The sequence below is a fragment of the Streptomyces sp. AC550_RSS872 genome, assembly GCF_019049285.1.
Lineage (GTDB): Bacteria > Actinomycetota > Actinomycetes > Streptomycetales > Streptomycetaceae > Streptomyces.
Genome location: NZ_JAGMUL010000194.1, coordinates 52,831 through 75,312 on the forward strand (window position 1 = coordinate 52,831; position 22,482 = coordinate 75,312).

Annotated in this window: 20 protein-coding genes and 1 tRNA gene; 4 read left to right on the forward strand and 17 right to left on the reverse strand. The window is 70.4% G+C overall.

Features of this window, described 5'->3' with window-relative positions; all coding sequences use genetic code 11:
• Positions 1-47: 47 nt before the first annotated feature.
• From KUM44_RS40235 to KUM44_RS40245, 3 genes are read right to left on the reverse strand one after another with little or no spacing between them, the layout of a single operon-like run.
• The gene (locus KUM44_RS40235; RefSeq protein WP_217214722.1) at positions 48-416 is read right to left on the reverse strand and encodes a type II toxin-antitoxin system death-on-curing family toxin; all 369 of its coding nucleotides are present in this window, start codon (positions 414-416) and stop codon (positions 48-50) included.
• Positions 416-613 (reverse strand): hypothetical protein, encoded by a 198-nt coding sequence (locus KUM44_RS40240; protein ID WP_048583275.1) that lies wholly within the window; start codon positions 611-613, stop codon positions 416-418. The genes KUM44_RS40235 and KUM44_RS40240 overlap by 1 nt, the downstream gene beginning before the upstream one ends.
• Positions 614-645: 32 nt before the next feature.
• A complete protein-coding gene (locus KUM44_RS40245) occupies positions 646-2,100 on the reverse strand; it encodes an MFS transporter (RefSeq protein ID WP_217214723.1) in 1,455 nt (484 codons plus the stop codon).
• A gap of 217 nt (positions 2,101-2,317) precedes the next feature.
• Here KUM44_RS40245 and KUM44_RS40250 point away from each other — a divergent pair.
• Positions 2,318-2,415, forward strand: a tRNA-OTHER gene (locus tag KUM44_RS40250).
• 22 nt (positions 2,416-2,437) lie between these two features.
• On the opposite strand, the gene KUM44_RS40255 is transcribed toward KUM44_RS40250, so the two are convergent.
• Entirely contained in the window at positions 2,438-2,950 is a 513-nt protein-coding gene (locus KUM44_RS40255) for a DUF6083 domain-containing protein (protein WP_217214724.1), read from the reverse strand.
• 347 nt (positions 2,951-3,297) lie between these two features.
• Here KUM44_RS40255 and KUM44_RS40260 point away from each other — a divergent pair, with 347 nt between their 5' ends.
• Both KUM44_RS40260 and KUM44_RS40265 read left to right on the forward strand, forming a co-directional pair.
• On the forward strand, positions 3,298-3,855 hold the full coding sequence (locus KUM44_RS40260; RefSeq protein ID WP_217214725.1) for a neutral zinc metallopeptidase: 558 nt from the start codon (positions 3,298-3,300) through the stop codon (positions 3,853-3,855).
• Between the two features lie 122 nt (positions 3,856-3,977).
• Positions 3,978-5,234, forward strand: coding sequence for an LPXTG cell wall anchor domain-containing protein (locus KUM44_RS40265; RefSeq protein WP_217214726.1), 1,257 nt, complete (start codon positions 3,978-3,980; stop codon positions 5,232-5,234).
• A 5-nt stretch (positions 5,235-5,239) separates the two neighbouring features.
• On the opposite strand, the gene KUM44_RS40270 is transcribed toward KUM44_RS40265, so the two are convergent.
• The 11 genes from KUM44_RS40270 to KUM44_RS40320 form a co-directional block, all read right to left on the reverse strand.
• The gene (locus tag KUM44_RS40270; RefSeq protein ID WP_217214727.1) at positions 5,240-5,740 is read right to left on the reverse strand and encodes a GNAT family N-acetyltransferase; all 501 of its coding nucleotides are present in this window, start codon (positions 5,738-5,740) and stop codon (positions 5,240-5,242) included.
• 17 nt (positions 5,741-5,757) lie between these two features.
• On the reverse strand, positions 5,758-6,999 hold the full coding sequence (locus tag KUM44_RS40275) for an SUKH-4 family immunity protein (RefSeq protein ID WP_217214728.1): 1,242 nt from the start codon (positions 6,997-6,999) through the stop codon (positions 5,758-5,760).
• 428 nt (positions 7,000-7,427) lie between these two features.
• On the reverse strand, positions 7,428-9,737 hold the full coding sequence (locus KUM44_RS40280) for a molybdopterin cofactor-binding domain-containing protein (protein ID WP_217214729.1): 2,310 nt from the start codon (positions 9,735-9,737) through the stop codon (positions 7,428-7,430).
• Entirely contained in the window at positions 9,734-11,380 is a 1,647-nt protein-coding gene (locus KUM44_RS40285; protein WP_217214730.1) for a 2Fe-2S iron-sulfur cluster-binding protein, read from the reverse strand. The genes KUM44_RS40280 and KUM44_RS40285 overlap by 4 nt, the downstream gene beginning before the upstream one ends.
• Entirely contained in the window at positions 11,377-12,270 is an 894-nt protein-coding gene (locus KUM44_RS40290; protein WP_217214731.1) for a xanthine dehydrogenase family protein subunit M, read from the reverse strand. The genes KUM44_RS40285 and KUM44_RS40290 overlap by 4 nt, the downstream gene beginning before the upstream one ends.
• Positions 12,271-12,496: 226 nt before the next feature.
• A complete protein-coding gene (locus tag KUM44_RS40295; protein ID WP_217214732.1) occupies positions 12,497-14,122 on the reverse strand; it encodes a beta-N-acetylhexosaminidase in 1,626 nt (541 codons plus the stop codon).
• Positions 14,123-14,137: 15 nt separating this feature from the next.
• A complete protein-coding gene (locus KUM44_RS40300) occupies positions 14,138-14,980 on the reverse strand; it encodes a carbohydrate ABC transporter permease (protein ID WP_217214733.1) in 843 nt (280 codons plus the stop codon).
• Positions 14,977-15,978: a carbohydrate ABC transporter permease gene (locus KUM44_RS40305; protein WP_254390806.1), complete on the reverse strand. Its 1,002-nt coding sequence runs from the start codon at positions 15,976-15,978 to the stop codon at positions 14,977-14,979. Before KUM44_RS40305 ends, KUM44_RS40300 begins: the two co-directional genes overlap by 4 nt.
• On the reverse strand, positions 15,975-17,267 hold the full coding sequence (locus KUM44_RS40310; protein ID WP_217214735.1) for an extracellular solute-binding protein: 1,293 nt from the start codon (positions 17,265-17,267) through the stop codon (positions 15,975-15,977). Before KUM44_RS40310 ends, KUM44_RS40305 begins: the two co-directional genes overlap by 4 nt.
• Positions 17,268-17,471: 204 nt before the next feature.
• A complete protein-coding gene (locus KUM44_RS40315) occupies positions 17,472-17,759 on the reverse strand; it encodes a DUF3039 domain-containing protein (protein WP_217214736.1) in 288 nt (95 codons plus the stop codon).
• A gap of 29 nt (positions 17,760-17,788) precedes the next feature.
• Positions 17,789-18,361: a YqgE/AlgH family protein gene (locus tag KUM44_RS40320; RefSeq protein WP_030054423.1), complete on the reverse strand. Its 573-nt coding sequence runs from the start codon at positions 18,359-18,361 to the stop codon at positions 17,789-17,791.
• 253 nt (positions 18,362-18,614) lie between these two features.
• Here KUM44_RS40320 and murA point away from each other — a divergent pair, with 253 nt between their 5' ends.
• Entirely contained in the window at positions 18,615-19,955 is a 1,341-nt protein-coding gene (gene murA, locus KUM44_RS40325; protein ID WP_217214737.1) for a UDP-N-acetylglucosamine 1-carboxyvinyltransferase, read from the forward strand.
• Positions 19,956-20,121: 166 nt separating this feature from the next.
• On the opposite strand, the gene KUM44_RS40330 is transcribed toward murA, so the two are convergent.
• Complete coding sequence (locus KUM44_RS40330) at positions 20,122-20,403, reverse strand: HU family DNA-binding protein (RefSeq protein WP_007498188.1); 282 nt, start codon at positions 20,401-20,403, stop codon at positions 20,122-20,124.
• Between the two features lie 359 nt (positions 20,404-20,762).
• Positions 20,763-22,187, reverse strand: a complete 1,425-nt coding sequence (locus tag KUM44_RS40335) for an NAD-dependent malic enzyme (RefSeq protein WP_217214738.1) — start codon at positions 22,185-22,187, stop codon at positions 20,763-20,765.
• Positions 22,188-22,482 lie beyond the last annotated feature (295 nt).

Consider the following 22,482-nt stretch of genomic DNA (forward strand, 5'->3'; position numbering starts at 1 on the left):
ACGCGCGGACGGGGCCTGCTCGCACGCGGGTGGGACCGAGGTCACAGTCAGCGCGCGAAGCGGGCCAGCTGAGCCGCGATCTTGGGCACGTCCCACGCGCCCTGGCAGACGTCCAGCACGAACCGCTCGGCCTCGTCCACGTCGAAGTCCGCGTCCAGGGGGTGCCCATTCATGTGCAGGAAGACCCAGGTCGCGTACCAGGCGATGCGCTTGTTCCCGTCGACCAGTGCACGGTTGCGGGCGAGGGACTCGATCAGCGCAGCAGCCTTCTGCCATACGTCCGGGTAGGCGTCCTGCCCGAACACGCTCGACCGAGGACGTGCCAGCGCGGAATCCAGCAGCCCGTAGTCGCGCACCTCGTCCGCCCCGAGCCGCTGCGCCAGATTCAGCAGCTCCGGCAGAGTGAGGTAGTGCATCAGGCGAGCCTCCGGTTCAGCTCGGCGCTGGCCTTCAGCACGTGCTCGGCGGCCTCGTTGAACAGCCGTGAGTGCTCGTTTATCGCCGCGATCACGGCGTCGTGCGCGAAGGCCTGCATGCTGCGCCCTTCCGCCGCCGCGCGCTCACGCAGGGCGTCGAGCTCTTCGTCCGAAAAACGCAGGTTCAGTCCAGCCACGCCTCGACGGTACTACGCGGTACCACTCGGTTTCACCGGGGTTCGCCACGCAACCGCGTAGTCACCCAAGCCCCCACCAACGCCACCCCCGCCATCGGCAGGAACACCGCCGCGAACGCCGCCGGATGCGAACCGGACACCTCCGTGGCGGCATGACTCACCGCGCCGCCGCCCAACGCGGCGAACGCGGCGCCACCCGCGGCCAGCAGCACGACGTTGGACAGCGCGTCGGAGATCTGGAGCGCCGCCGAGTTCGTACCCGCCTCCTCGGGCGCGGAGAGCTGGAGCAGCAGCACGCTGGTGGAGGAGATCACCAGGCCCATCCCGAAGCACCCGAAGGCCCACGCCACGGCCAGTGCCCAGGCCGGCACGGAGTCGATCAGCACGCTCGGCGCGGCGGCGATGGACGCCGCCACCAGCACCATCCCCAGCGTCATCAGACGTTCCCGGTACGGCTCCGCCCGCGGCCGCGACTGCACCCACGACCCCAGCGCCCACGTCCCGCCACCCGCCGCGAGCGAGAACCCGGCCAGCGTCGGCGACAGCCCCCGCTGGGTGACCAGCATCAACGGTACGAAGGACTCGGCCGCGATGAACGATCCCGCGGCGACCCCACGCAACAGCACCACCGACGGCAACCCGCGCGCCGCCCGGTACGTGCCGCGCGGGAGCAGCCCGAGCACGGCCGGCACGAGGAGCGCGGCGCCGGCGACGCCGGGGACGAGGGAAATCCACCGCAGATCCTGGGCGGCGTACTGCAACAGCCCCGCGCCGAGGGAGATACCGAGGGCGAGCCGGATACGCCGCCGGTCGAAGGAGGCGCTGCCCGCCGCGCCGTCGACCGGTCCCGCCGCCCGCCGCCGTATCTGCGGCAGCGCGAGCGCGAGCGGAAAGATGACGAGCACCGGGATCCCGACGAACACCCAGCGCCAGCCCAGATGTTCGGTCACGGCCCCGGACGCCAAGGGCCCCACGATCGACGGCACGACCCAGCTCGCCGCGAACGCCGCCATGATCGCCGGCCGCAGCCGCCCGGGGTAGGCCCGGCCGACGACGACGTACAAGGCGACGATCACCAGCCCGCCGCCCAGCCCCTGCACGGCCCGCCCGAGGACGAACAGCCACATGGCCCCCGCGGTCCCCGACAACAGCAGCCCGGCCCCGAAGGCCGCGATCCCGGCCGTCAGCGCCCCGAGCGGACCCCGCCGGTCCGACCACTGTCCCGCGAGCACCATCCCGAAGAGGCTGGTGGTGAAGTACCCCGAGAACGCGAAGGCGTACAACGACACCCCGTCCAGCTCCCGCGCCGCCACCGGCATGGCCGTCCCGACGGCGGTCGCCTCGAAGGCGATGAGCAGCACGACGGAGACGATCCCGACGCTGAGGGCCCGATAGGTCCTGCTCAGCACGGTCTCCTCGGCCTCGGGGACCAGGGGGACGTCGGCTCTCTTCGTGACGTCGGCGTCACGCGGTTCAAGGGCGGTCATGGCCGCCAGCGTAAGGGCCACAACCAAGTTTGACCCCTGTCGGGAGACGGGGCCCGACCTGCGACCTTGGTCGTAGGACCGCGGCTTTCATGAACGCGGTGTGGCAGTCCCGTTGCACCACCCCCGATTCCCTTGAGCCACGCACGAACCCCTACGTACGCTCGGTTCACCGATCGAGCCCGGCTCAACCCGACCCAACCGGACCGGACTTGCCGACGGCCGTGTGCCCGAGTGGTTCAGGGGCTCGCCTGCGCTGCGTCCATCAGCGAGCTCCGCTCGCGGGGAGTTACGTGGGTTCGAATCCCGCCACGGCCTCAACACGCCTACCCGAACACGCCTACCCGACGTTCGGCAGCGCCTCCGCAGTGCCGCTCTCGTCCGCCTTCCGCCGAGCGCGACGCTCGTTGTCCGCACGCACAGCGTCCAACCACCGCCATAGCCCGATCTCCTCCAGCCGCAGCCCGGGACACGCCACCTGATGCGGGATCCGGCACATGGCGCCCGGCTCGGGCTCGTCCTCGCGGCTGTTCCAGGCCGTCCCGTTGGAGTCGACGTACCAGCGGTGCCATGCGGGCACCCTGTGCGCAGGCACCGGCAGGCCCGGCTCGAGGAGAACGTAGAAGCCGTAGTAGGTGACATGCCGATCGCCGGCGAGGCCGCAGTGGGGGCACAGGGGTGGAGCGGGCGGCTCCGGCCCGGTGGCGCCCTCCTCCGCGGCCTGGGCGCGGTCGGTCTTCTCCCATGGCTGCGGCGCGCCCGGTGGCTGCTGCCGGTGTCCGTCCGGGTCGGGTTCGGAGTCAGGTTCGGGGTCGGGTAACGGGATGATGCTCGACTCGCCTGTATCCCCCATGGGTCCGAGCATGTGGGCGGGCCCAGGAGTGAGGTAGGGCGCGACCAGGGCGCAACGGGAGCAGACCGGTGGGGAGCGGCAGCGTGGTCGTGCCCCGGCGTTGCCTTGCGGATGCGGCCCGCAGATCGCGGGTGTTGAATGGATATCAGCGTCCGCCGCGTCACGCCGCGTCCAGCGCGCCACCGCGATTCGCGATCGGCACTCGACGCCGAAACCCTTCCTCATGCCGTTCGAGGTCAGCCATGAGCAGGACATTCCGGATGCGCATATGCGCGGCAGTGATCACGTCGATACTGCTCGCCAGCGGAGGTTACGCATACGGCGCGCCCGCGAAATACGGTGACCCGATGCAGGAGGACATAGACGCGGCGGTGCAGGGCGTGGACGAGTTCTGGAAGAAGCACTGGTCGGACTACTTCACCGAAAGCTACACCTCACCCCAGGTGTTGGGCCTGTACGACGGCACGGCGCCGGACGCGCCCACCTGCGACGGCGCCCCTCTGGAGGCGGGCAATGCGGTCTACTGCCCGTCGGAGGACTTTCTCGCGTGGGACGTCGGTCTGATGAAACAGGGATATTCGACCGGGGACAGCTACGTCTATTTCGTCGTTGCCCATGAATGGGGACACGCGATACAGAGCCGGCTGGACGTCGCACTTCAGGAAGTCTCCACGGAACTCCAGGCGGACTGTCTCGCGGGAGCGGAACTCCAGGGTGCCCAGGACGACGGAACGATCGGCTTCGAGGAAGGGGATGCCGCCGAACTGGAGCAGGCAATACACAGTGTTTCCGATCAGCTCCCCTGGACCAATCCAGAAGACCACGGGGACGCCGACCAGCGGACCAAGGCCTTCGTCCGGGGCCTGGACGGCGGCGTCAACGCCTGTCTCCCCCTGACGGCCTAGCGGCGCCCCTTCGCAACATCTCCTCAAACAGCGGCACAACCCTGGGCATCCACCGCATGTCCAGGGCATGACTGGACGGTAATCCTCCGGTCGCCGTGCTTCCTGTCCCGAGGAGACAACCTGTGCGCCAGCGCATCCTCCCCTCGCACATCCGTCACTCGGCGGCCCTCGTGGCCGCCACCGCGATCGTCGCGGCCGTTCCCGCGGCCCTCGCGCCCTCGGCCTACGCCGAGGAGGGCGAACCCTCCCTCGTGATCTCGAATCTGCCGCGCACGTCTCCCAAGCCCGGCGAGGTGTACGACGAGTCCGTCGTCATCACCAACAAGGGCACCGCGGCGGCGGACGGCGTCACCTTCCGGATCCGGCTGACCCGAGGGCTCGACTTCCCCGACGAGACGGCGAAGGGCTGCACCTACTCGACCACCGACGACCAGGTCAGGCAGGCGCTCTGCGAGCTCGACACCGTGATCGGACCCGGCGCCTCCGTCGAGACGCCCGTACGGTTCAAGGCCCTGCCCCACGCGCTGATGGAGGCCGTCGAGTACGGCACCTCGGCGACCGGTGCGGCCCCGGGCGAGGGGTTCGACGACAGCAACCGTCGGCTCACCCTGACCGCGGACAGCACGGCCGATCTCGTCGCCGTCGGTGAGGACACCGAGGCGCTCGCGGGCGAACGGCAGTCCGTCACGGTGAAGCTCCGTAACCACGGACCCGGCTGGATCCAGAACCAGGACAGCGACGACCAGACGGCGCTCATGGTGCAGATCCCGCCGGGCACGGCCGCGGCCGAAGTACCCGACGAGTGCGCGCCGTTCGGGATCGACGGTCCGTCCGGGCCCGCGGGCACACCGGGCAAGGCCAAGTACGTCTGCCGGCCCGCCGACCACACCCTCGACGTCGGCGAGTCCCTCTCCTTCACCTTCATGCTGGACATCAAGGACGACGCGAAGACCACCACGGGCGAGGTGAAGGCGACCTCCGTCTACGACATCCACCCGGCCTTCGACAAGAACCCCGCCAACGACAAGGCGCAGATCCGCATCGCCATCCCGACCGACTACGAGCCCGAACCGTCCCCCTCCGACGGCTCGACCGACGGCGGCTCCACCACGGCCGGCAACGGCAACGACCCCGAGGGCCAGGCCGTCGGCGGCACGGGCAGCACCGGCGGCACGGGCAGCACGGCGGCCGGTTCCTCCACGGGCACCTCGACCGGCGGGAGCGGCACCTCCACCACCGGCTCCGTCAACGGCAACCTCGCGAGCACCGGCTCCGACGGCACCCCGCTCATCGCCGGCGCCGCAGCCACCGCGGCCGCCCTCGGCGGCATTCTGGTCATGGCCGTACGCCGCCGCCGCGCCACCACGAAGACCGGCTGAAGGCCTCAGGGATACGGCGTCGTCCGCGCGACGTGCGCCTGGAGGAGACGCGGCGAATTCCCGAACCCCTGGCGGGCGTACGCGGGGATGGCCCGGGGTGAGGAGTGGACGGTGACCCGCTCCAGCCCCAGGTGCTTCGCCTGCGCCAGGGTCTCGGTGATCAGCCGGCCGCCCAACCCCGCGTCACGCGCCTCCGGCACCACGTACACGCACTGGAGATCACCGGAAGCCCGGTGCAGCGCGTGCGGCGTCGGTACCCGCTGCACCACCGCCAGCCATGCCATGCCGATGACCCCGGAGTCATCGGTGCCGTCACCGCCGACAGCACCGTTCACCAGCACCATGCAGCGGTGCGACTCGGCGTTCTGCTCGGCCCAGGTGACGAAGTGGCGTACGAAGGCGTCGCGGTCGACGCTCGCCGCTGCCGCGCCGTCGTTCTCCAGGATCCACTGCCAGCGCAGTCGCGCGACGGCCGCCAACTCACCCGGTTCCGCCAGGCGGACCATCACATGGTCCCTGCCTGTCACCACACACCGCCCACCGACTCGAAGATCCCGCTCGCCTCGTCCTGGAACAACTCCGTCCAGTAGTGCCGGCCGTCGTCGGCCCGGGTGCCGGTCGGGTCGACCGCCGCCAGGACCTGGAGCATCGTGATGGCCAGGTGGTCGTAGGTGTCGGGGGTCGTCAGCTCGTGGCCGGACTCCTCGTCGATCGCCTGCTCGCGATGGAGCAGCCAGAGCGTGAACGCGAGGGTCGAGACGTCGGTGTTCAGGGGGAACAGTCTCGCCTCGGGCTCGCTCCAGTTCAGGACCGCGCCCGTCTCGCCGTCGATGAGCAGGCTGTTGTCCTCGACGAGGTGGCCCAGGCGTATCAAGCGGTCGGCCCGGGCGGGGAGTTCGGCGGCCCGCTCCTCGTCGGCGTAGTACTCGGCCAGTGTCTGGAGCGGCACGTCCGTATCCAGGCAGAACAGGAAGCCGTTCTCCGGGAGGCCCACCTCGCGCAGGAAGCGACGGGTCGGCTCGTGCGTCAGCGTGGCGGGGAAGTCGACCTCCTCGAAACGCACCACCTTGCCCTGACCGAACTCCTGGTCCAGCAGGCGCGACGGAAGGTCCAGGGCCAGGCCCGACGCCCCGGCCCGGCCCGCCACCAGCGCCAGGGGGCGGATCAGCGCGGCCATCTTCCAGAACGGCGCAGGCTCGCCGTTCGTGCCCTCCTCGAACACGGCCAGCAGGTGCTGCGAGGCCTCCGCGACCGCCTTCGGGCCGTAGCGGCCGACGTAGGACGCGAACTGGCCGCGCAGGCCCGCCAGTTCGTCCGTCGCCTCGGCGAACCGGATCAGGGTCCGCAGCGACGGTGCGAGCGTGCGGCGGTCCATCAGGTCGGGGCGGTCGTACAGGAGGTACGTCGTCGAGATCTCGCCCGTCGCGCCGTCCAGCAGGACCGACTCCGCCTCCAGGCCACCGGGGCCCAGCAGCCCGCCTATCACCAGCTGATCCCGCAGCTCCGCCGCCAGCCGGTCACCCGGACCGCCCGTCGCTTCCGCCACGGTCCGCAGAACCTCCCGGCCCTCCTGGCCCTCCTGGCCCTCCTGGCCCGCCCGGTTCTCCCGGCACAGCTCGGCGAAGCTCAACACCCCGCTGTCGTACGGCAGTCCGGGTCCCGTCAGCCAGCGCCGCGTCTCCGCGTGCGTGACGTACGGCTCCAGCTCGGCCTCGGTCAGGATGATCGCCGTATCACCGGTGTCCGTCGTGATCGTCGTGCTCATGGCTCCCCCGCATGCGCTTGCTCACCGCCCCAGGGCAGGACACGGCCGACCGACCGGCCCACCGGACCCAGCCGCCGCCCCCACTGCCCAGAACACTACGCGCCACCACTGACAACGCCCCCGGATCAGCCCAACCGCCCACAAGCCCCCGGCCCAGCGCCCCCACTGACAGCGCTTCACCTCAGTAGACGCTCAGCCCACCCTCGCGCGTTCCCTTCGAGCCAGCACGCGTCCGCCGTCGCCAGCCGGTACCGCAGTCGGAGTTGAGCCTCTCTCGCCGATCCCGCCACGCTGGGCATCCTCGGCTTCCGGCTCGTACTCCACGCGCCCCGAGACGATCATCCGCCCGGACAGGTCACCCGTGATCAGGACAGCCCCGTCCACGACAGCCGTCCACGACAGCCCTCAACGCAGCCGGGACGAGCTGTTCACTGCCCGGTCACCACCGCCGCCTGCGGACGGATCGGCAGGCGGTTGACCGGGCGGCCCGTCGCCGCGCGTACGGCTGACGCGATGGCCGCCGGCGAAGTCACCACCGGTACCGCGCTCACCGCCTTCGCGCCGAAGGGGGCGACCACGTCGCGTTCCTCGACGAGTTTCACGATGCGGATGTCCGGGGCGTCCAGGGCCGTCGGCAGGGAGTAGCCCGTCAGGTCCGGGTGGCGGATCAGGCCGCGTGCCGAGCGCAGGTTCTCGGTGAGCGCGATGCCCACGCCCTGCGTCACGCCCGCCTCGATCCGCGCCTCCAGCTGGGCCGGGTTCAGCACCCGGCCGACGTCCTGGGCGAGCGCCAGCTCGACCACGCGGACCGAGCCCAGCTCGATGTCGACGTCGACGACCGCGCGGATGGCGCAGAAGGCCATGCCGACGAAGGCGTCGCCCTGGCCGGCCTCGTTCAGCGGTTCGGTCGGGTGCGGGCGGCACTGGGCCGTGGCCCACAGTTCCTTGCCGTCCAGCGCCTCCGTCACGGTGGTCGACAGGACGCCGTCGTACGACGTGATCTTGCCGTCCGTGATCTGGAGCAGCTCGGTGGACATGCCGAACTTGTGGGCCAGGGGCTGGAGCAGCTGCGTACGGACCATCTTGGCCGCCCGCTCCACCGCGCCGCCCGACACCCACGTGTGGCGGCCGCGGCAGCCCGCGCCCGCCGGGGGCTGGTCGGTGTCGACGGGGGCAACGTGCACCTCGTCGATGCCCAGCGTGTCCTGGACGATCTGCCGGGCCAGCGTCGCGAAGCCCTGGCCGGTCTCGACGGCGGCGCACAGCACCGTGGCCACCCCGTCGTGGACCTTGACCGTGGCCGTGGAGACCTCGTCCGCGCCCTCGGCGCCGAGCATGTGCACCATGCCCAGGCCGTAGCCGACGCCGCGCCGCACCGCGCCCGGTTCGCCCGCGCCCTCGGGGCCGCCGGGCAGCAGCCACTCGTCCTCGGGCGTGTCCTTGGGGAGGGCGGGCAGCGGGTAGTCCCGCACGGCCTGGAGCAGTTCCGCGACCGGGGCCGGGCAGGTCACCGTCTGGCCGGTCGGGAGTACGTCGCCCGTGGCCATGGCGTTGCGCAGGCGCAGCTCCGCCGGGTCCACGCCGAGCTTCTTGGCCAGCTTGTCCATCTGCGCCTCGTAGGCGGCGCACACCTGCATGGCACCCTCGCCGCGTACGTGGCCGGAGGGCGGGTTGTTGGTGCGTACGGCCCAGCCCTCGATGAAGGCGTTCGGGACGACGTACGGGCCGCACGCGAAGCCGACGGCGGCGGCCAGGGCCTCGGAGGAGGTGTCGGCGTAGGCACCCGCGTCCAGCAGGATCTGCGCCTCGACCTTCACCAGCCTGCCCTCGGCGTCCGCGTGGTGGCGGTAGCGCAGGAGGGTGGGATGCCGGTGCACATGGCCGAGGAAGGACTCCTCGCGCGTGGCCGTCAGTTTCACCGGGCAGCCGGTCTTCAGCGCCAGCAGGCCGAGCGGGAGCTGGAAGCCCTGGTCCTCGCGGTCGGCGGTGGCGCCGGGGACGCCGGTGACGACGACCTTGACGCGCTCGGGCTCCAGGCCGTAGCAGGCGGCGGCCCGGTCTCGGTCGGTGTGCGGGTCGGTGGAGGCCAGGTAGAGCTCCACGCCGCCGTCGGGACGCGGAACGGCGAGGCCCGCCTCGGCGCCGATGGGGGCCGGGTCCTGGCGGCCGATGCGGTACAGGCCCTCCACGACGATGTCGCCGGCCGCGTCGGGGTCGCCGTGGCGCAGCGGGATGTGGCGGATCAGGTTGCCGTCGGGGTGCAGCGGCTCGGCCTCGAAGGCCTGCTCGGGGTCGGTCACCGGGTCGAGTACCTCGTACTCGACGATGACGGCGGCGGCGGCCAGCCGCGCGGTGTCCGGGTGGTCGGCGGCGACCGCGGCGATGGGCTCGCCGTGGTGGCGTACGACCTCGGAGGCGAAGACCGGGCGGTCCGCCGTGCCGCGGCCGTGCAGCGGGCTGCCCGGCACGTCCTCGTGCGTGACGACGGCCCGGACGCCGGGCATCTCGCGCGCGTGGGTGATGTCGATGGACTTGATGCGCGCGTGCGGGTGCGGCGAGCGCAGTACGGCCGCCCAGAGCAGGCCCTCGGCCCACAGGTCGGCCGCGTACGGGAACGTGCCCTCGGTCTTGGCGCGGGCGTCGGCGGCCGGCAGGGAGGCGCCGAGGCCGTGCGGGATCGGCTCGGGGGCGGGTGCTGCCTCCGCGGCTGTGGTCGCGGTGGCGGCTTCGTTGCTCACGCCTGGCCTCCGTCGTGTCCGTACGCCTGGTCATGCGGTCCCCTGGGCCCCGGGTTCATGGCCCCGGGTGCCTCGAACGCCGACGGGTTGACCCCGCCGGCCCCGGGGCCCGCCTGGTGAGGGATACGCGGCTCGTCGCCGTCCTGTTCGCCGTCTGCGGACGCCGTGTGGGCCTCGCGCTCGGCGACGACCTCCTTGACGGCCTCGACCACGCCCCGGTAGCCGGAGCAACGGCAGAGGTTGCCGCAGAGTGCCTGGCGGGTCTCCATCTCGGTCGGCGCCGGGTTGCCCTCCAGCAGGTCGTGCACGGTCATCGCCATGCCCGGCACGCAGAAGCCGCACTGCACGGCGCCGCACCGCGCGAGCGCCCGCTGCACGTCGGAGGGCTGCCCGTCCTCGGCGAGGCCCTCGACGGTGCGGACCTCGCTGCCCGCGGCGGTCACGGCGGGCACCAGGCAGGACGCCACGAGCCGTCCGTCGACCTGCACGTTGCAGGCCCCGCACTCGCCCTGCGAGCAGCCGTCCTTGGCGCCCGCGAGGCCGAGCCGCTCACGCAGCACGTAGAGCAGCGACTCGCCGATCCAGGCGTCCGGGACGGGCCGGTCGACGCCGTTGACGCGCAGCACGTAGGAGGCGAGGGGGTGTTCCTCGCCGGTGGGCGCCGGTACGTCGTCGGAGGCGGCGGTCTGCGTCGCGGCTCCCTCGGCGCCCTCCGGGGCGGGGTCGCCGTCCTCGGCCGGGGCGGTCTCGGCGGAAGCCTCTGCCGGGCCCTCTACGGCCTCCGGGGCGCCCTGGGTGTCCGGTGCCGCCTCAGGGGCTTCGGGAGCGGCCTGTGAGGCCTGTGCGGGCTCTGAGGGGCTCTCGGCGGAGTCCTCGGCGGGCGGCTCGGGCGTGAACTCGGGTGCGCTCGCGGCCTGCTGGTCCTGCGCGTGCGGGACGGGCTGCTCGCCGGAGTACGCGTCGGGGTGTCCCGGCTGCCCGTGCACGTGCCCGGCCGCGGGCCCGGCTCCCAGCGCTTCCTCGGCCGTCGCCGCGGCCTCCGCCTGCTGTCCCCACGGCTGCCCGGTCGGCTGCGTCGCCCAGGGTGCGGGCGCACCGCCCGGCAGTGTGGCCGGAGGGGTTCCGCCCCACTGCTCGACGAGCGACGACGTGGTGAACTCGCCCGATTCGTCCGGTAGGTCGCCGTCGGCGACGGGGATCGACCACTGCCCGGTGACGTCGTGACCGGGCGCGGCGGCGGCATCGTGACCTGCCCGGCCGGCCTGGCCCTGCACGGTCTCCGAGAAGTCCCACTGCTGGGTCGCCCCGGGGTTGTAGCCGAACTGGCCCGTGCCGACGCCCTGCGCCATGGCGTTCGGGTCGGGCCACTGGCTGCCGTCGCCGGGTGTGCCCGCGACCGGCCAGCCGCCCGGTGCCGCGGGGTCGGCGCCCGCGGTCGATCCCGGTGTGGCTGTTATCTGCGGGGGCACATAGCCGTGGCCGCGCGCGGCGAGCGGGGTGTCCGAGGAGGCCAGGAGGGCGTCGATGCCCCCTTCGGGAAGTTTGACGAAGGCGGTGGCGCCGTCGTCGTAGTCGCCCTGGGGCAGCGGGTCCCAGCGACCGCCGCCCTGGGGCGTGCCCTCTTGGTGCTGGTCGTCGGTCACGACAGCGCCCTCCCCAGTGCTCGTCGGGCCAGCGCGGCGACGGTGCGCCGCAGGTGCAGTACGGCGGGCGGATGCTGCGGTACGGAGCCGTCCTCGGCCGGGGCCGGGTCCGGGATGCAGGCCGCGGCGACGTACTCCCCGAAGGCGTTCAGGGCCTCGGGGACGATCGCGCGGCCGTTGTCCCAGTCGATCAGCTGGGCGACCCAGTGCTCGGCGTCCAGCGGCCGCAGCGGCATCGGCGCTATGGCGCCCACGGCGCACCTGATGCCACGCCGGGCCGGGTCGAGCACGACCGCGACGGATGCCATGGCACGCCCCGGGCCGGTGCGGCCGGTGGCCTTGAGGAAGACCTGCGGGGCGTGCAGCAGCGGCACGCGCACGTAGCCGATGAGTTCACCGGCCCGCAGCATGTCCATGCCGGCCAGCAGATGCGACACCGGGATCTCCCGGCGGGCTCCGCCCGGGCCCGCGATGATCAGGGTCGCTTCCAGGGCGGCGAGGACCGGCAGCGCGTCACCGGTCGGGGACGCCGAGGCGATGTTGCCGCCCAGGGTGCCCGCGTTGCGGATCTGCGGCGGGCCCGCGGCGCGGGCGGCGGCCGCGAGCGCCGGGATCAGGGCGGCGAAGTCGGGGCGGCCCATACGCGCGTGCGTGAGGCCCGCGCCGAGCAGGGCGTGACCGTCCTGGTACTGCCAGCCACGGATCTCGCTGATCTTGCCGAGGCCGACCAGCGCGGCGGGCCTGAGCTGCCCGGAGTTGACGGCGGCCATGAGGTCGGTGCCGCCCGCGACGGGCACGGCGGCGGGCATGGCGGCCAGTGCCGCCACGGCCTCGTCCAGCGTCGTGGGCAGCGTGACGGCCTGCGCCGCCTGCGGTGCGCTCGTGGTCAAACCGGCTGCCCCTTCCCGCTGCCCCACCTGGTCCCACCTGTGCTGCCGTACGGTACGTGCTGACAGGGCGGACGTGGCAACTCTGGCACATCTTCGCAGGACCCGAAGACAGGGGTCCGCTAGGAGGCATTCGCCCACCTCACCGGGGAGATGGTCCGTTTTCATACGGCATCACCGGTGTTTACCGATTGACACTCTTCGGTGACCCCTTGCCGGTTTTTTTCAATTACCTGTTCGGGGGTGGGCCGTCGATCGGGCGGCCGAGCACGCCGGGCCGCCGCTGCCACGGCCGCGGTCCCGCCGGCGGACGGTAGGCGACCCCCAGGGCGTCAAGCCGCCCGTAGTGGGCGGCCATCCGCTGCTGGAAGCCGGCGAAGTCCCGTTCCGCGGGGGCGGGCAGGCGGCTCCAGGCGACCTCGGCGAAGGCGGCGAGGCGCGGGAACGCCTGGTAATCCACGCGCGCGGGATCCTCCATCACCTCGGTCCACAGGTTGGCCTGCGCGCCGAGCACGTGCCGGGCCTCGTCGGGCGTCAACTCCGGTGGCACCGGTTCGAACCGATAGACGTCCTCCAGGGTGCGCACGTAGCCGATCGGCACCGGCTCGTCGGCGCCCGCGTCCTGACGGTGGTCCAGGTACACCTGCTGCTCGGGGCACATGACGACGTCGTGGCCCGCGCGGGCCGCCGCGATGCCGCCCGCGTACCCGCGCCAGGACGACACGGCAGCCCCGTCCGCGAGGCCGCCCTCCAGGATCTCGTCCCAGCCGATGAGCCTGCGCCCGCGCGCGGTGAGCCACTTGTCGAAGTGGCCGATGAACCACGCCTGGAGCTCGTCCTCGTCCTTCAGCCCGAGTTCCCTGATGCGCTCCTGCGCGGTGGCCGACTGCCGCCACTGGTCCTTGAGGCATTCGTCACCCCCGACATGGATGAACTCCGAGGGGAACAGCTCCAGGACTTCCTCGAACACCCCCTCGTAGAAGCGCAGGGTGTTGTCAGTGGGGGCGAGTACGTTCGGAGAGATCCCCCAGTTGTCCCAGACCGAGAGTGCGGAGCCCCCCTCGATGGATGCAGTGATGACGTCGGTGTTGCCGAGTTCCGGGTACGCGGCGATCGCGGCCTGCGAGTGGCCGGGTACGTCGATTTCGGGGACGACGGTGATATGCCGCTCAGCGGCGTAGGCGACGATCTCGCGGATGTCGTCCCGGGTGTAGTAGCCGCCGTGTGGCTTCTCCTCCCACAGCGGGGAGGCCCGATGGCCGAATTTCGTACGAGCCCGCCAGGAGCCGACCTCCGTCAGCCGCGGATACTTCTCGATCTCGATGCGCCAGCCCTGGTCGTCCGTCAGATGGAAGTGGAAGACGTTGAGTTTGTGGGCGGCCATCAGGTCCAGGTAGCGCAGGACGCCGTCCTTGGGCATGAAGTGCCGGGCCACGTCGAGCATGAGGCCGCGCCAGCGGAAGCGAGGAGAGTCCCGGATCTCCGTCAGGGGCAGCCGCCACGTACGGCCGGGAAGGGGTGCGCGCCGGAAGGCGTCGCGGCCGAGAAGCTGGCGCATCGTCTGGGCGCCCCAGAAGACACCGGCGGGCGAGCCGCCCTGGATATGGACGCCATGGGGGGCGATGACGAGGCGGTATCCCTCGGCGTCGAGTCCGGGCCGTACGGACAGATGCAGGACGTCGTACTCGTCCCCCTTCCTGGGCGGCAGCGCGAGCCCGGTCGCCGCGCCGAGCGTCGAGCGCAGCCATCGCGCGGTGTCCTCGGTGCCCGGCCCGGCCTCGATCCCGAAGTCGTCGCCGAGTTCGAGGAAGCGGTCGGTCCGCTCCACCAGGTGAGGTACCGGAATGAGATCCATGAACAATCAGGCCTTTCAGTCCTTGACCGCGCCGCCCAGCCCGGACACCAGGCGCCGCTGTACGAGTACGAAGAACACCAGCACCGGAATCGTCATCACCGTCGACGCCGCCATCACGCCGCCCCAGTCCGGCTCGTCCGGCTTGTAGAAGACGAGCAGCGCCATCGGCAGGGTTGACTGCGAGGTGTCGCTGATGATGAAGGACTTGGCGAACAGGAAGTCGTTCCAGGCGGAGATGAAGGAGAAAACGCTGGTGGCCACGAGGCCGGGGAAGACCAGCGGGAAAAGGATCTGCCACAGGAATCGCGACCGGCTCGCCCCGTCCATGTACGCGGCCTCCTCCAGCGCCTCGGGAACGGCCTTCACAAATCCTCGCAGCATCCAGATCGCGAACGGCAGCGAGAAGGCGATGTGCGGCAGGATCAGCGAGCCCAGCGTGTTCAGTTGGCCGAAGTCCCGCATGAGGAAGAACAGGGGGATCGTCAGGGCCTCCACCGGCACCATCTGGGCCACCAGAAACATGATCAGCAGGGTGGTCCGGAAGCGGAAGCGGAAGCGTGTCACCGCGGTGGCGGCGAGAAACGCGATCAACGCCGAAACGATCACGACACTGCACGCGACGACAAGACTGTTGAGGAAGTACCGGCCGAATTCGTTCTGCTCGAAGACCCGCCGGAAGGAATCCAGCGAGGGCGCGAGCGTCCACGGCCGTGGCTCGCTCGACTCGATCTCCCCGGCCGGTTTGAAGGCGCTGAGCACCATCCAGTACAGCGGAAAGGCCACCACCACGGCGATCAGCAGCGCGGACGCCTCGGCGAGGAGCCGCCAGGGCCGCCGGAACCATGTCACCGACCTCATATCTCCTCCCCCTGCCTGCGCAGCAGCCGCAGGTACACCAGCGTCACCGCCAGCAGGATCAGCAGCATCACCACGCCGATCGCCGAGCCGAGGCTGTACTGCGAGGACGCGAACGCCTTCTGATAGGCGTACACGTTCAGCACGAGGTTCTGCCCCGCGATGCCGCCGCCGTTCGTCATGACGTAGATCTGGGTGAAGACCTTGAAGTCCCAGATGACCGACTGAATGGTGACGACCACCAGGATCGGCCGCAGCATCGGCGCCAGCACCGACCGCCAGATCCGCCACTGCGAGGCCCCGTCCAGCGAGGCGGCCTCCAGCACCTCGGCCGGGACGGCCCGGATACCGGCGTACACCGTGACCATCACGAACGGGAAAGAGCACCAGACCACTTCGAGCAGCACGAGGAAGAAGGCACCGAACCTCCCGTACGTCCACGAGTGGTCACCGAGCCCGAGCACACGGTTCACCGCCCCGAAGTCCGGATCGAACAGAAACAGCCACACGGTCGACCCGGTGATGGCGGGAGTGGCCCACGCTCCGAGCGCGGCCAGCATCAACACCAGCCGCGGTACGGCACGCACACGCGTGAGCAGCACGGCGAGCGAACAGCCGACCGCGAGCGTCGAGACGACGCAAGCCGCCGCGAAGACGACCGTGGCCAGCAGCACCTGCCAGAACTGCGAGTCCGAGAACAGCTCCGAGTAGTTCCCGAACCCCTGAAAGGTCGTGGGCTCCCCACCGCTGACCTGAGCCTGCGTGTACTCGAAGAACGAGATCAGCCCGAGCTGATAGACGGGATAGACAAGCAGCCCACCGAGAACGACGAGGGCAGGGGCGAGACAGAGCCAGGGCGCCTTCTGGCTCGGCCCACCGGAACGCCGACGGGGGCGCGGGGCTGTGTTGGACTTGCGGCTACCGCCGCGTGGGCGCGAGAAACCACGATCCACCCGCACCCGCCGACGCTCCACAACCCCCGAGCTACCAGGCACTGTCATCCGACGGACCCGAAGGCCTCGTCCATCTTCTTCGCCGCATCCCCCGAAGCCCCGGCAACATCCTTCTTACCGCTGATGACCTCCTGCAACATCGTCGGCAGCACAAGAGACGAGTCGATCTCGGACCACGCAGGCGACGCGGGCACGAACTTCGTACCCGCGGCAAGGGTCTCCACAAAAGGCTTCACGTACGGCTTCTCCGCCGCAGCCTTCTCCCGCATGTCCCCGAACGTGGGCAGGAACCCCATCGCCTCGAACATCGAAGCCTGCGTCTGCTTCGAGGCAAGCTGCTCCGTCAGCTCAACCGCCAGCGTCCGATGCGACGTGCTCTTCAGGACACCGATGTTGTTGCCCCCGGCGAACGCAGGCGCGACCGACCCGGCCTTCACCCCCGGCAACGGCACGACCGCGTACTTCCCCTTCACCTTCCCGGCCTCCACCGCGGTGTGACTGAAGTCGCCGCCGATCGCCATCCCCGCCTTGCCGGCCGCGAACGCGGTGATCGTGTCGTTGCCGCCCATGCCGGCGCACTTGGCGGCGGGACAGTTGTCGTCGCTGAAGAGGGACGTGTACGCCTTGATGCCCTTCTGGGCGGCCGCGCTGTCGATGGCGGAGGTGTACGAGTCGCCCTCGCCGGTGGCGAGTTCGCCGCCGTTGGCCCAGACGTAGGGCATCGCGCCGTACGTGTAGGCACCGCCGACGACCAGGCCGTACAGCTCGGGCTTCGCGGCGCGGATCTCGCGGGCCGTCGTCGCCAACTCGGCCATGGTCCCCGGCACTTCGAGACCGAGCTCCTTGAAGACGTCCGTGCGGTAGTACAGGGCGCGGACGCCGACGTAGAACGGGGCGCCGTAGACCTTGCCGTCCACGGTGACGGACTGCTTGGCGGTGGGGTCGGTGTCCTTGGCCTCGGTCCAGTCGCCGAACTCCTTCGTGACGTCGAGGAGTCCGCCGTCCTTCACATAGCCGGCGGTGTCGGTGTTGCCGTACTCCATGACGTCGGGGGCGGACTTCGGGTCGTTGAAGGCGGCCTTGACGCGCTGGGCCCGGGTCTCGACCGGGATGTACTCGACGTCGACCTTCGTGCCGTCGTGGGCCTTCTCGAAGGCGGTGACGACGGAGTCGACGACCTTCTCCTTCGGCTTGTTGCCGACCTCCTGGAAGAGCCAGACCCGCAGGGTGCCGGTCTTGTCGTCCTTGTCGGAGGAGGAGTTGGCGGAGGTCTGCGGGGCGCAGGCGGTGACGGTCAGGGCGGTGAGCAGTACGGCGAGTCTGGGCGCGAGCTTCATGGAGCGGTCCTCCGGGCGTGCGTTGCAACATATGCAATGACGGTTTCGCTCTGCACAACGCATCGGAGCCTAGGGACTACGTGAACATGCCCACAAGAGGTCTCAACCACTTCGTGACACGCAAAGGCCCCCGGGGCGCGCTGAAACGCGCCCCGGGGGCCTCGCGGACCTCAGGCCGAGGGGACCCTCAAGCCGAGGGGAGGACTACTTCTTGTCGCCGCCCTTGCCCTTGTCGTCGCCGCCGGAGCCCATGGACTCGTAGATCTCCTTGCACATGGGACACACCGGGTACTTCTTCGGGTCGCGGCCGGGCACCCAGACCTTGCCGCACAGCGCCACGACGGGGGTCCCGTCGAGGGCGCTCGCCATGATCTTGTCCTTCTGGACGTAGTGGGCGAAGCGCTCGTGGTCGCCGTCGCCGTGGGAAGTCTGCGGCGTGGGCTCGACGAGGGTCCCCGTACCAGTCCCGCGCTCGGGCTCGAGAGTGCTCATACCGCCAAGAGTACTGAAGCTCACACGCATCAGTTGAGCGAAGGGTCGTCCGGATACGTGGCCACCATCGCGAGCTCGTTGCGCTGCCGGCGCAGTACCTCGCGCCAGAGTCTTTCCGGCGACGGCGAGGACACGTCCCCGGGTTCGGACTCGACGACGTACCAGGCGCCCTCCACCAGCTCGTCCTCCAGCTGGCCGGGTCCCCACCCGGCGTATCCGGCGAAGATCCTCAAGGATCCGACGGCCGAGGCGAGCAGTTCCGGCGGCGCCTCCAGGTCCACGAGCCCGATCGCGCCGTGCACCCGGCGCCAGCCCAGCGGCGCGCTCTCGCCGTTCGCGTCGCCGGGGATGACGGCGACGCCGAGTGCCGAGTCCAGGGACACCGGGCCGCCCTGGAAGACGACACCGGGCTCACCGGCGAGGTCCGCCCAGCCCTCCAGGATGTCGCCCACGTCCACGGGGGTCGGACGGTTGAGGACGACACCGAGGGAGCCCTCCTCGTCGTGGTCGAGAAGGAGCACCACCGCGCGGTCGAAGTTCGGGTCCGCCAGGGCGGGCGTTGCCACGAGCAACCGCCCTGTGAGCGAGGACACCTCGGTCATGCCAGACATGATCCCGCATCTTCCCTCCATGTGGGGAGGCAATGCCGGTTCGGGAGTGAATGCAGCTCAGGGCGGACGGAAGCGCCGCCCGGCGCGCGGGCGGGGCGGTGACCGCTCGTGCCCGACGGGGAACCGTTCGTGTTGTGACAGAGCTATGACGTTCCTGAGCCGCCCTTGGGCTTACAGAAGGGGGGTCGGCGGCGATTACCCTTTCCCTCCTGGCCCCTGCCCAACTCATCGGAACGCGAGATACATGACCGTCAACGACGATGTCCTGCTTGTCCACGGCGGAACCCCGCTGGAGGGCGAGATCCGTGTCCGAGGTGCGAAGAACCTCGTACCGAAGGCCATGGTGGCTGCCCTGCTGGGCAGCGCGCCAAGTCGACTGCGCAACGTGCCGGACATCCGTGACGTGCGGGTCGTACGCGGTCTGCTCCAGTTGCACGGGGTGACGGTCCGTCCGGGTGAGGAACCGGGCGAACTGGTGATGGACCCCTCCCACGTGGAGAGCGCGAACGTCGCTGACATCGATGCCCACGCGGGTTCGAGCCGTATCCCGATCCTTCTGTGCGGTCCGCTGCTGCACCGCCTCGGGCACGCGTTCATCCCGGGCCTCGGCGGCTGCGACATCGGCGGCCGGCCCATCGACTTCCACTTCGAGGTGCTGCGGCAGTTCGGCGCGACGATCGAGAAGCGCGCCGACGGCCAGTACCTGGAGGCCCCGCAGCGGCTGCGCGGCACGAAGATCCGGCTGCCGTACCCGTCCGTGGGCGCGACCGAGCAGGTCCTGCTGACGGCCGTGCTCGCCGAAGGCGTCACCGAGCTCTCGAACGCGGCCGTGGAGCCGGAGATCGAGGACCTCATCTGCGTCCTACAGAAGATGGGCGCCATCATCGCGATGGACACCGACCGCACCATCCGCGTCACCGGTGTGGACAGCCTCGGCGGCTACACCCACCGCGCCCTCCCGGACCGCCTGGAGGCCGCTTCCTGGGCGTCCGCGGCGCTCGCGACCGAGGGCAACATCTACGTCCGTGGCGCCCAGCAGCGCTCGATGATGACGTTCCTCAACACCTACCGGAAGGTGGGCGGTGCCTTCGAGATCGACGACGAGGGCATCCGTTTCTGGCACCCCGGTGGCCAGTTGAAGTCCATCGCCCTCGAAACGGACGTCCACCCGGGATTCCAGACGGACTGGCAGCAGCCGCTGGTGGTGGCCCTCACGCAGGCCACGGGCCTGTCCATCATCCACGAGACGGTCTACGAGTCCCGCCTCGGCTTCACGTCCGCGCTGAACCAGATGGGCGCCCACATCCAGCTCTACCGCGAGTGCCTCGGCGGCTCCGACTGCCGCTTCGGCCAGCGCAACTTCCTGCACTCCGCGGTCGTCTCGGGCCCGACCAAGCTCCAGGGCGCCGACCTGGTCATCCCCGACCTCCGCGGCGGCTTCTCGTACCTCATCGCGGCCCTGGCCGCCCAGGGCACGTCCCGGGTCCACGGCATCGACCTGATCAACCGGGGCTACGAGAACTTCATGGAGAAGCTCGTGGAGTTGGGCGCGAAGGTGGAACTGCCGGGCAAGGCGCTGGGATAACAAGCGCAGTCGTACGAACGCCGATGGGCGGTCACCCTGATTCAGGGTGACCGCCCATCGGCGTTCACTGGGGCGCCCCGAAAGGGGCGCGGGGAACTGCGCGACCAGCCACAACGGACCGGCAGACACAAACGGCGCTCAGTCCCCGGCGCTCGAAGCGGAGCGCTTACTTGCCCTTGGCCGCTTCCTTGAGCTTGCTGCCCGCGGAGACCTTCACGCTGTAGCCGGCCGGGATCTGGATCGGGTCGCCGGTCTGCGGGTTGCGGGCGGTGCGAGCGGCACGGTGGGTGCGCTCGAAGGTCAGGAAGCCAGGGATGGTGACCTTCTCGTCGCCCTTGGCGACAACCTCGCCGACGGTCTCGGCGAACGCGGCCAGCACGGCGTCGGCGTCCTTGCGGGTCACCTCGGCGCGGTCGGCCAGCGCGGCCACCAGCTCACTGCGGTTCATGTTGTTACTCCCGTGTTCAATTGCCTTGAGGCGTGCCACGCGGCAGGGCCGCATGTCGGGCACAGCGATGTCGATGCTGCCAGGGTCCTCGGTGAGACCCGGGACCCGGGTCCGTCGTCAGACCCTCGCGCCCAGAGACGCATCCTGCCCCTACCTGCGGCGGGAAAGCCAATCCGGCGCCCGGAGGAGTCGTGAGACAACCCTTGGGAGTCACACGAAGAGAGGGCCTGAACTTGGCCGTCACGATAAACGGCGTCCAGAGGCCCCAGGTTCCACGACGCGCCGGTACAAGGGCTTGCCGTGGCGATCCTCACAGCCCACGCACACTTCGCGGGCTGTGAGGCACTGATTCCGGGTGACTACTCGCCCGCAGCCGCGGTCGTGGCGGCCCTCGCGGCCTCACGCACCGCGCCGGCGACCGCGCCCGCGACCTTGTCGTTGAAGACGCTCGGGATGATGTAGTTCGGGTTCAGCTCGTCCTCGGTCACCACGTCCGCCAGCGCCTTCGCGGCCGCGAGCATCATCTCGGTGTTGACGGTGCGGGACTGCGCGTCCAGCAGACCGCGGAAGACACCCGGGAAGACCAGCACGTTGTTGATCTGGTTCGGGAAGTCGGAGCGGCCCGTGGCCACAACTGCGGCCGTCTGACGGGCGATTGCCGGGTCGACCTCGGGGTCCGGGTTCGCGAGTGCGAACACGATCGCGTCGTCGGCCATGGCGGCCACGTCGTCGCCGTCGAGGACGTTCGGGGCGGAGACGCCGATGAAGACGTCCGCGCCGCGCACGGCCTCCTTCAACGTGCCGGTCAGACCCTCGGGGTTGGTGTTGTCGGCGATCCAGCGCAGCGGCGAGTCCGCGGGGGCGTCCCGCAGGTCCTCGCGGCCGGCGTGCACGACGCCGTGAATGTCGGCGACGACGGCGTTCTTCACGCCGGCCGCGAGCAGCAGCTTGAGGATGGCCGTACCGGCAGCGCCGGCACCGGACATCACGACGCGAATGTTCTCAATCGCCTTGCCCGCCACGCGAAGTGCGTTGGTGAGGGCGGCCAGGACGACGATCGCGGTGCCGTGCTGGTCGTCGTGGAAGACGGGGATGTCGAGGGCCTCGCGCAGCCGCGCCTCGATCTCGAAGCAGCGGGGCGCGGAGATGTCCTCCAGGTTGATGCCGGCGAACCCCGGGGCGATGGCCTTGACGATCTCGACGATCGCGTCGGTGTCCTGGGTGTCGAGGCAGATCGGCCAGGCGTCGATGCCGGCGAACCGCTTGAAGAGGGCCGCCTTGCCCTCCATGACGGGCAGCGCGGCCTTCGGGCCGATGTTGCCGAGGCCCAGCACCGCCGAACCGTCCGTCACAACCGCAACGGAGTTGCGCTTGATGGTCAGACGCCGTGCGTCCTCGGGGTTCTCGGCGATGGCCATGCAGACCCGGGCCACGCCGGGCGTGTAGATCATCGAGAGGTCGTCACGGTTGCGGATGGGGTGCTTGGACGCCATCTCGATCTTGCCGCCGAGGTGCATCAGGAACGTACGGTCGGAGACCTTGCCGAGCGTGACGCCCTCGATGGTGCGCAGCTGCTCGACGATCTCGTCGGCGTGCGCCGTGGAGGTGGCGGCGATGGTGACGTCGATGCGGAGCTTCTCGTGCCCGGAGGCGGTGACGTCGAGGCCGGTGACCGAGCCTCCGTGGGACTCGACGGCTCCGGTGAGCTGGGAGACCGCGGTTCCGCTCGCGGGCACCTCCAGCCGGACCGTCATCGAGTAGGAGACGCTGGGCGCCGTTGCCATGGCCGACTTCCTCTGCTTTCACCTGTGACGCTGGGTATGCCGTCCGATCGTCGCACCTACCGCCGAGTAGGAGTTAGCCGGGCTTGAATTGCGAACGTATTGTTCGCCACGTCTTCTCATGAAAAGAGACCCACGTCACTTGGTGACGTGGGTCTCTTCTCTCCGTTCATGACACCGGCCCGCCATGCTCGCCTCGCGGCAAGTGGTCGCTCGTAGCGACGAAGGTTGGGCCCGGGGGCTTGGATCGAGCCGGTGCCACACCCAGGCTAACAAACGGATCCCCCAAGGCCATTCC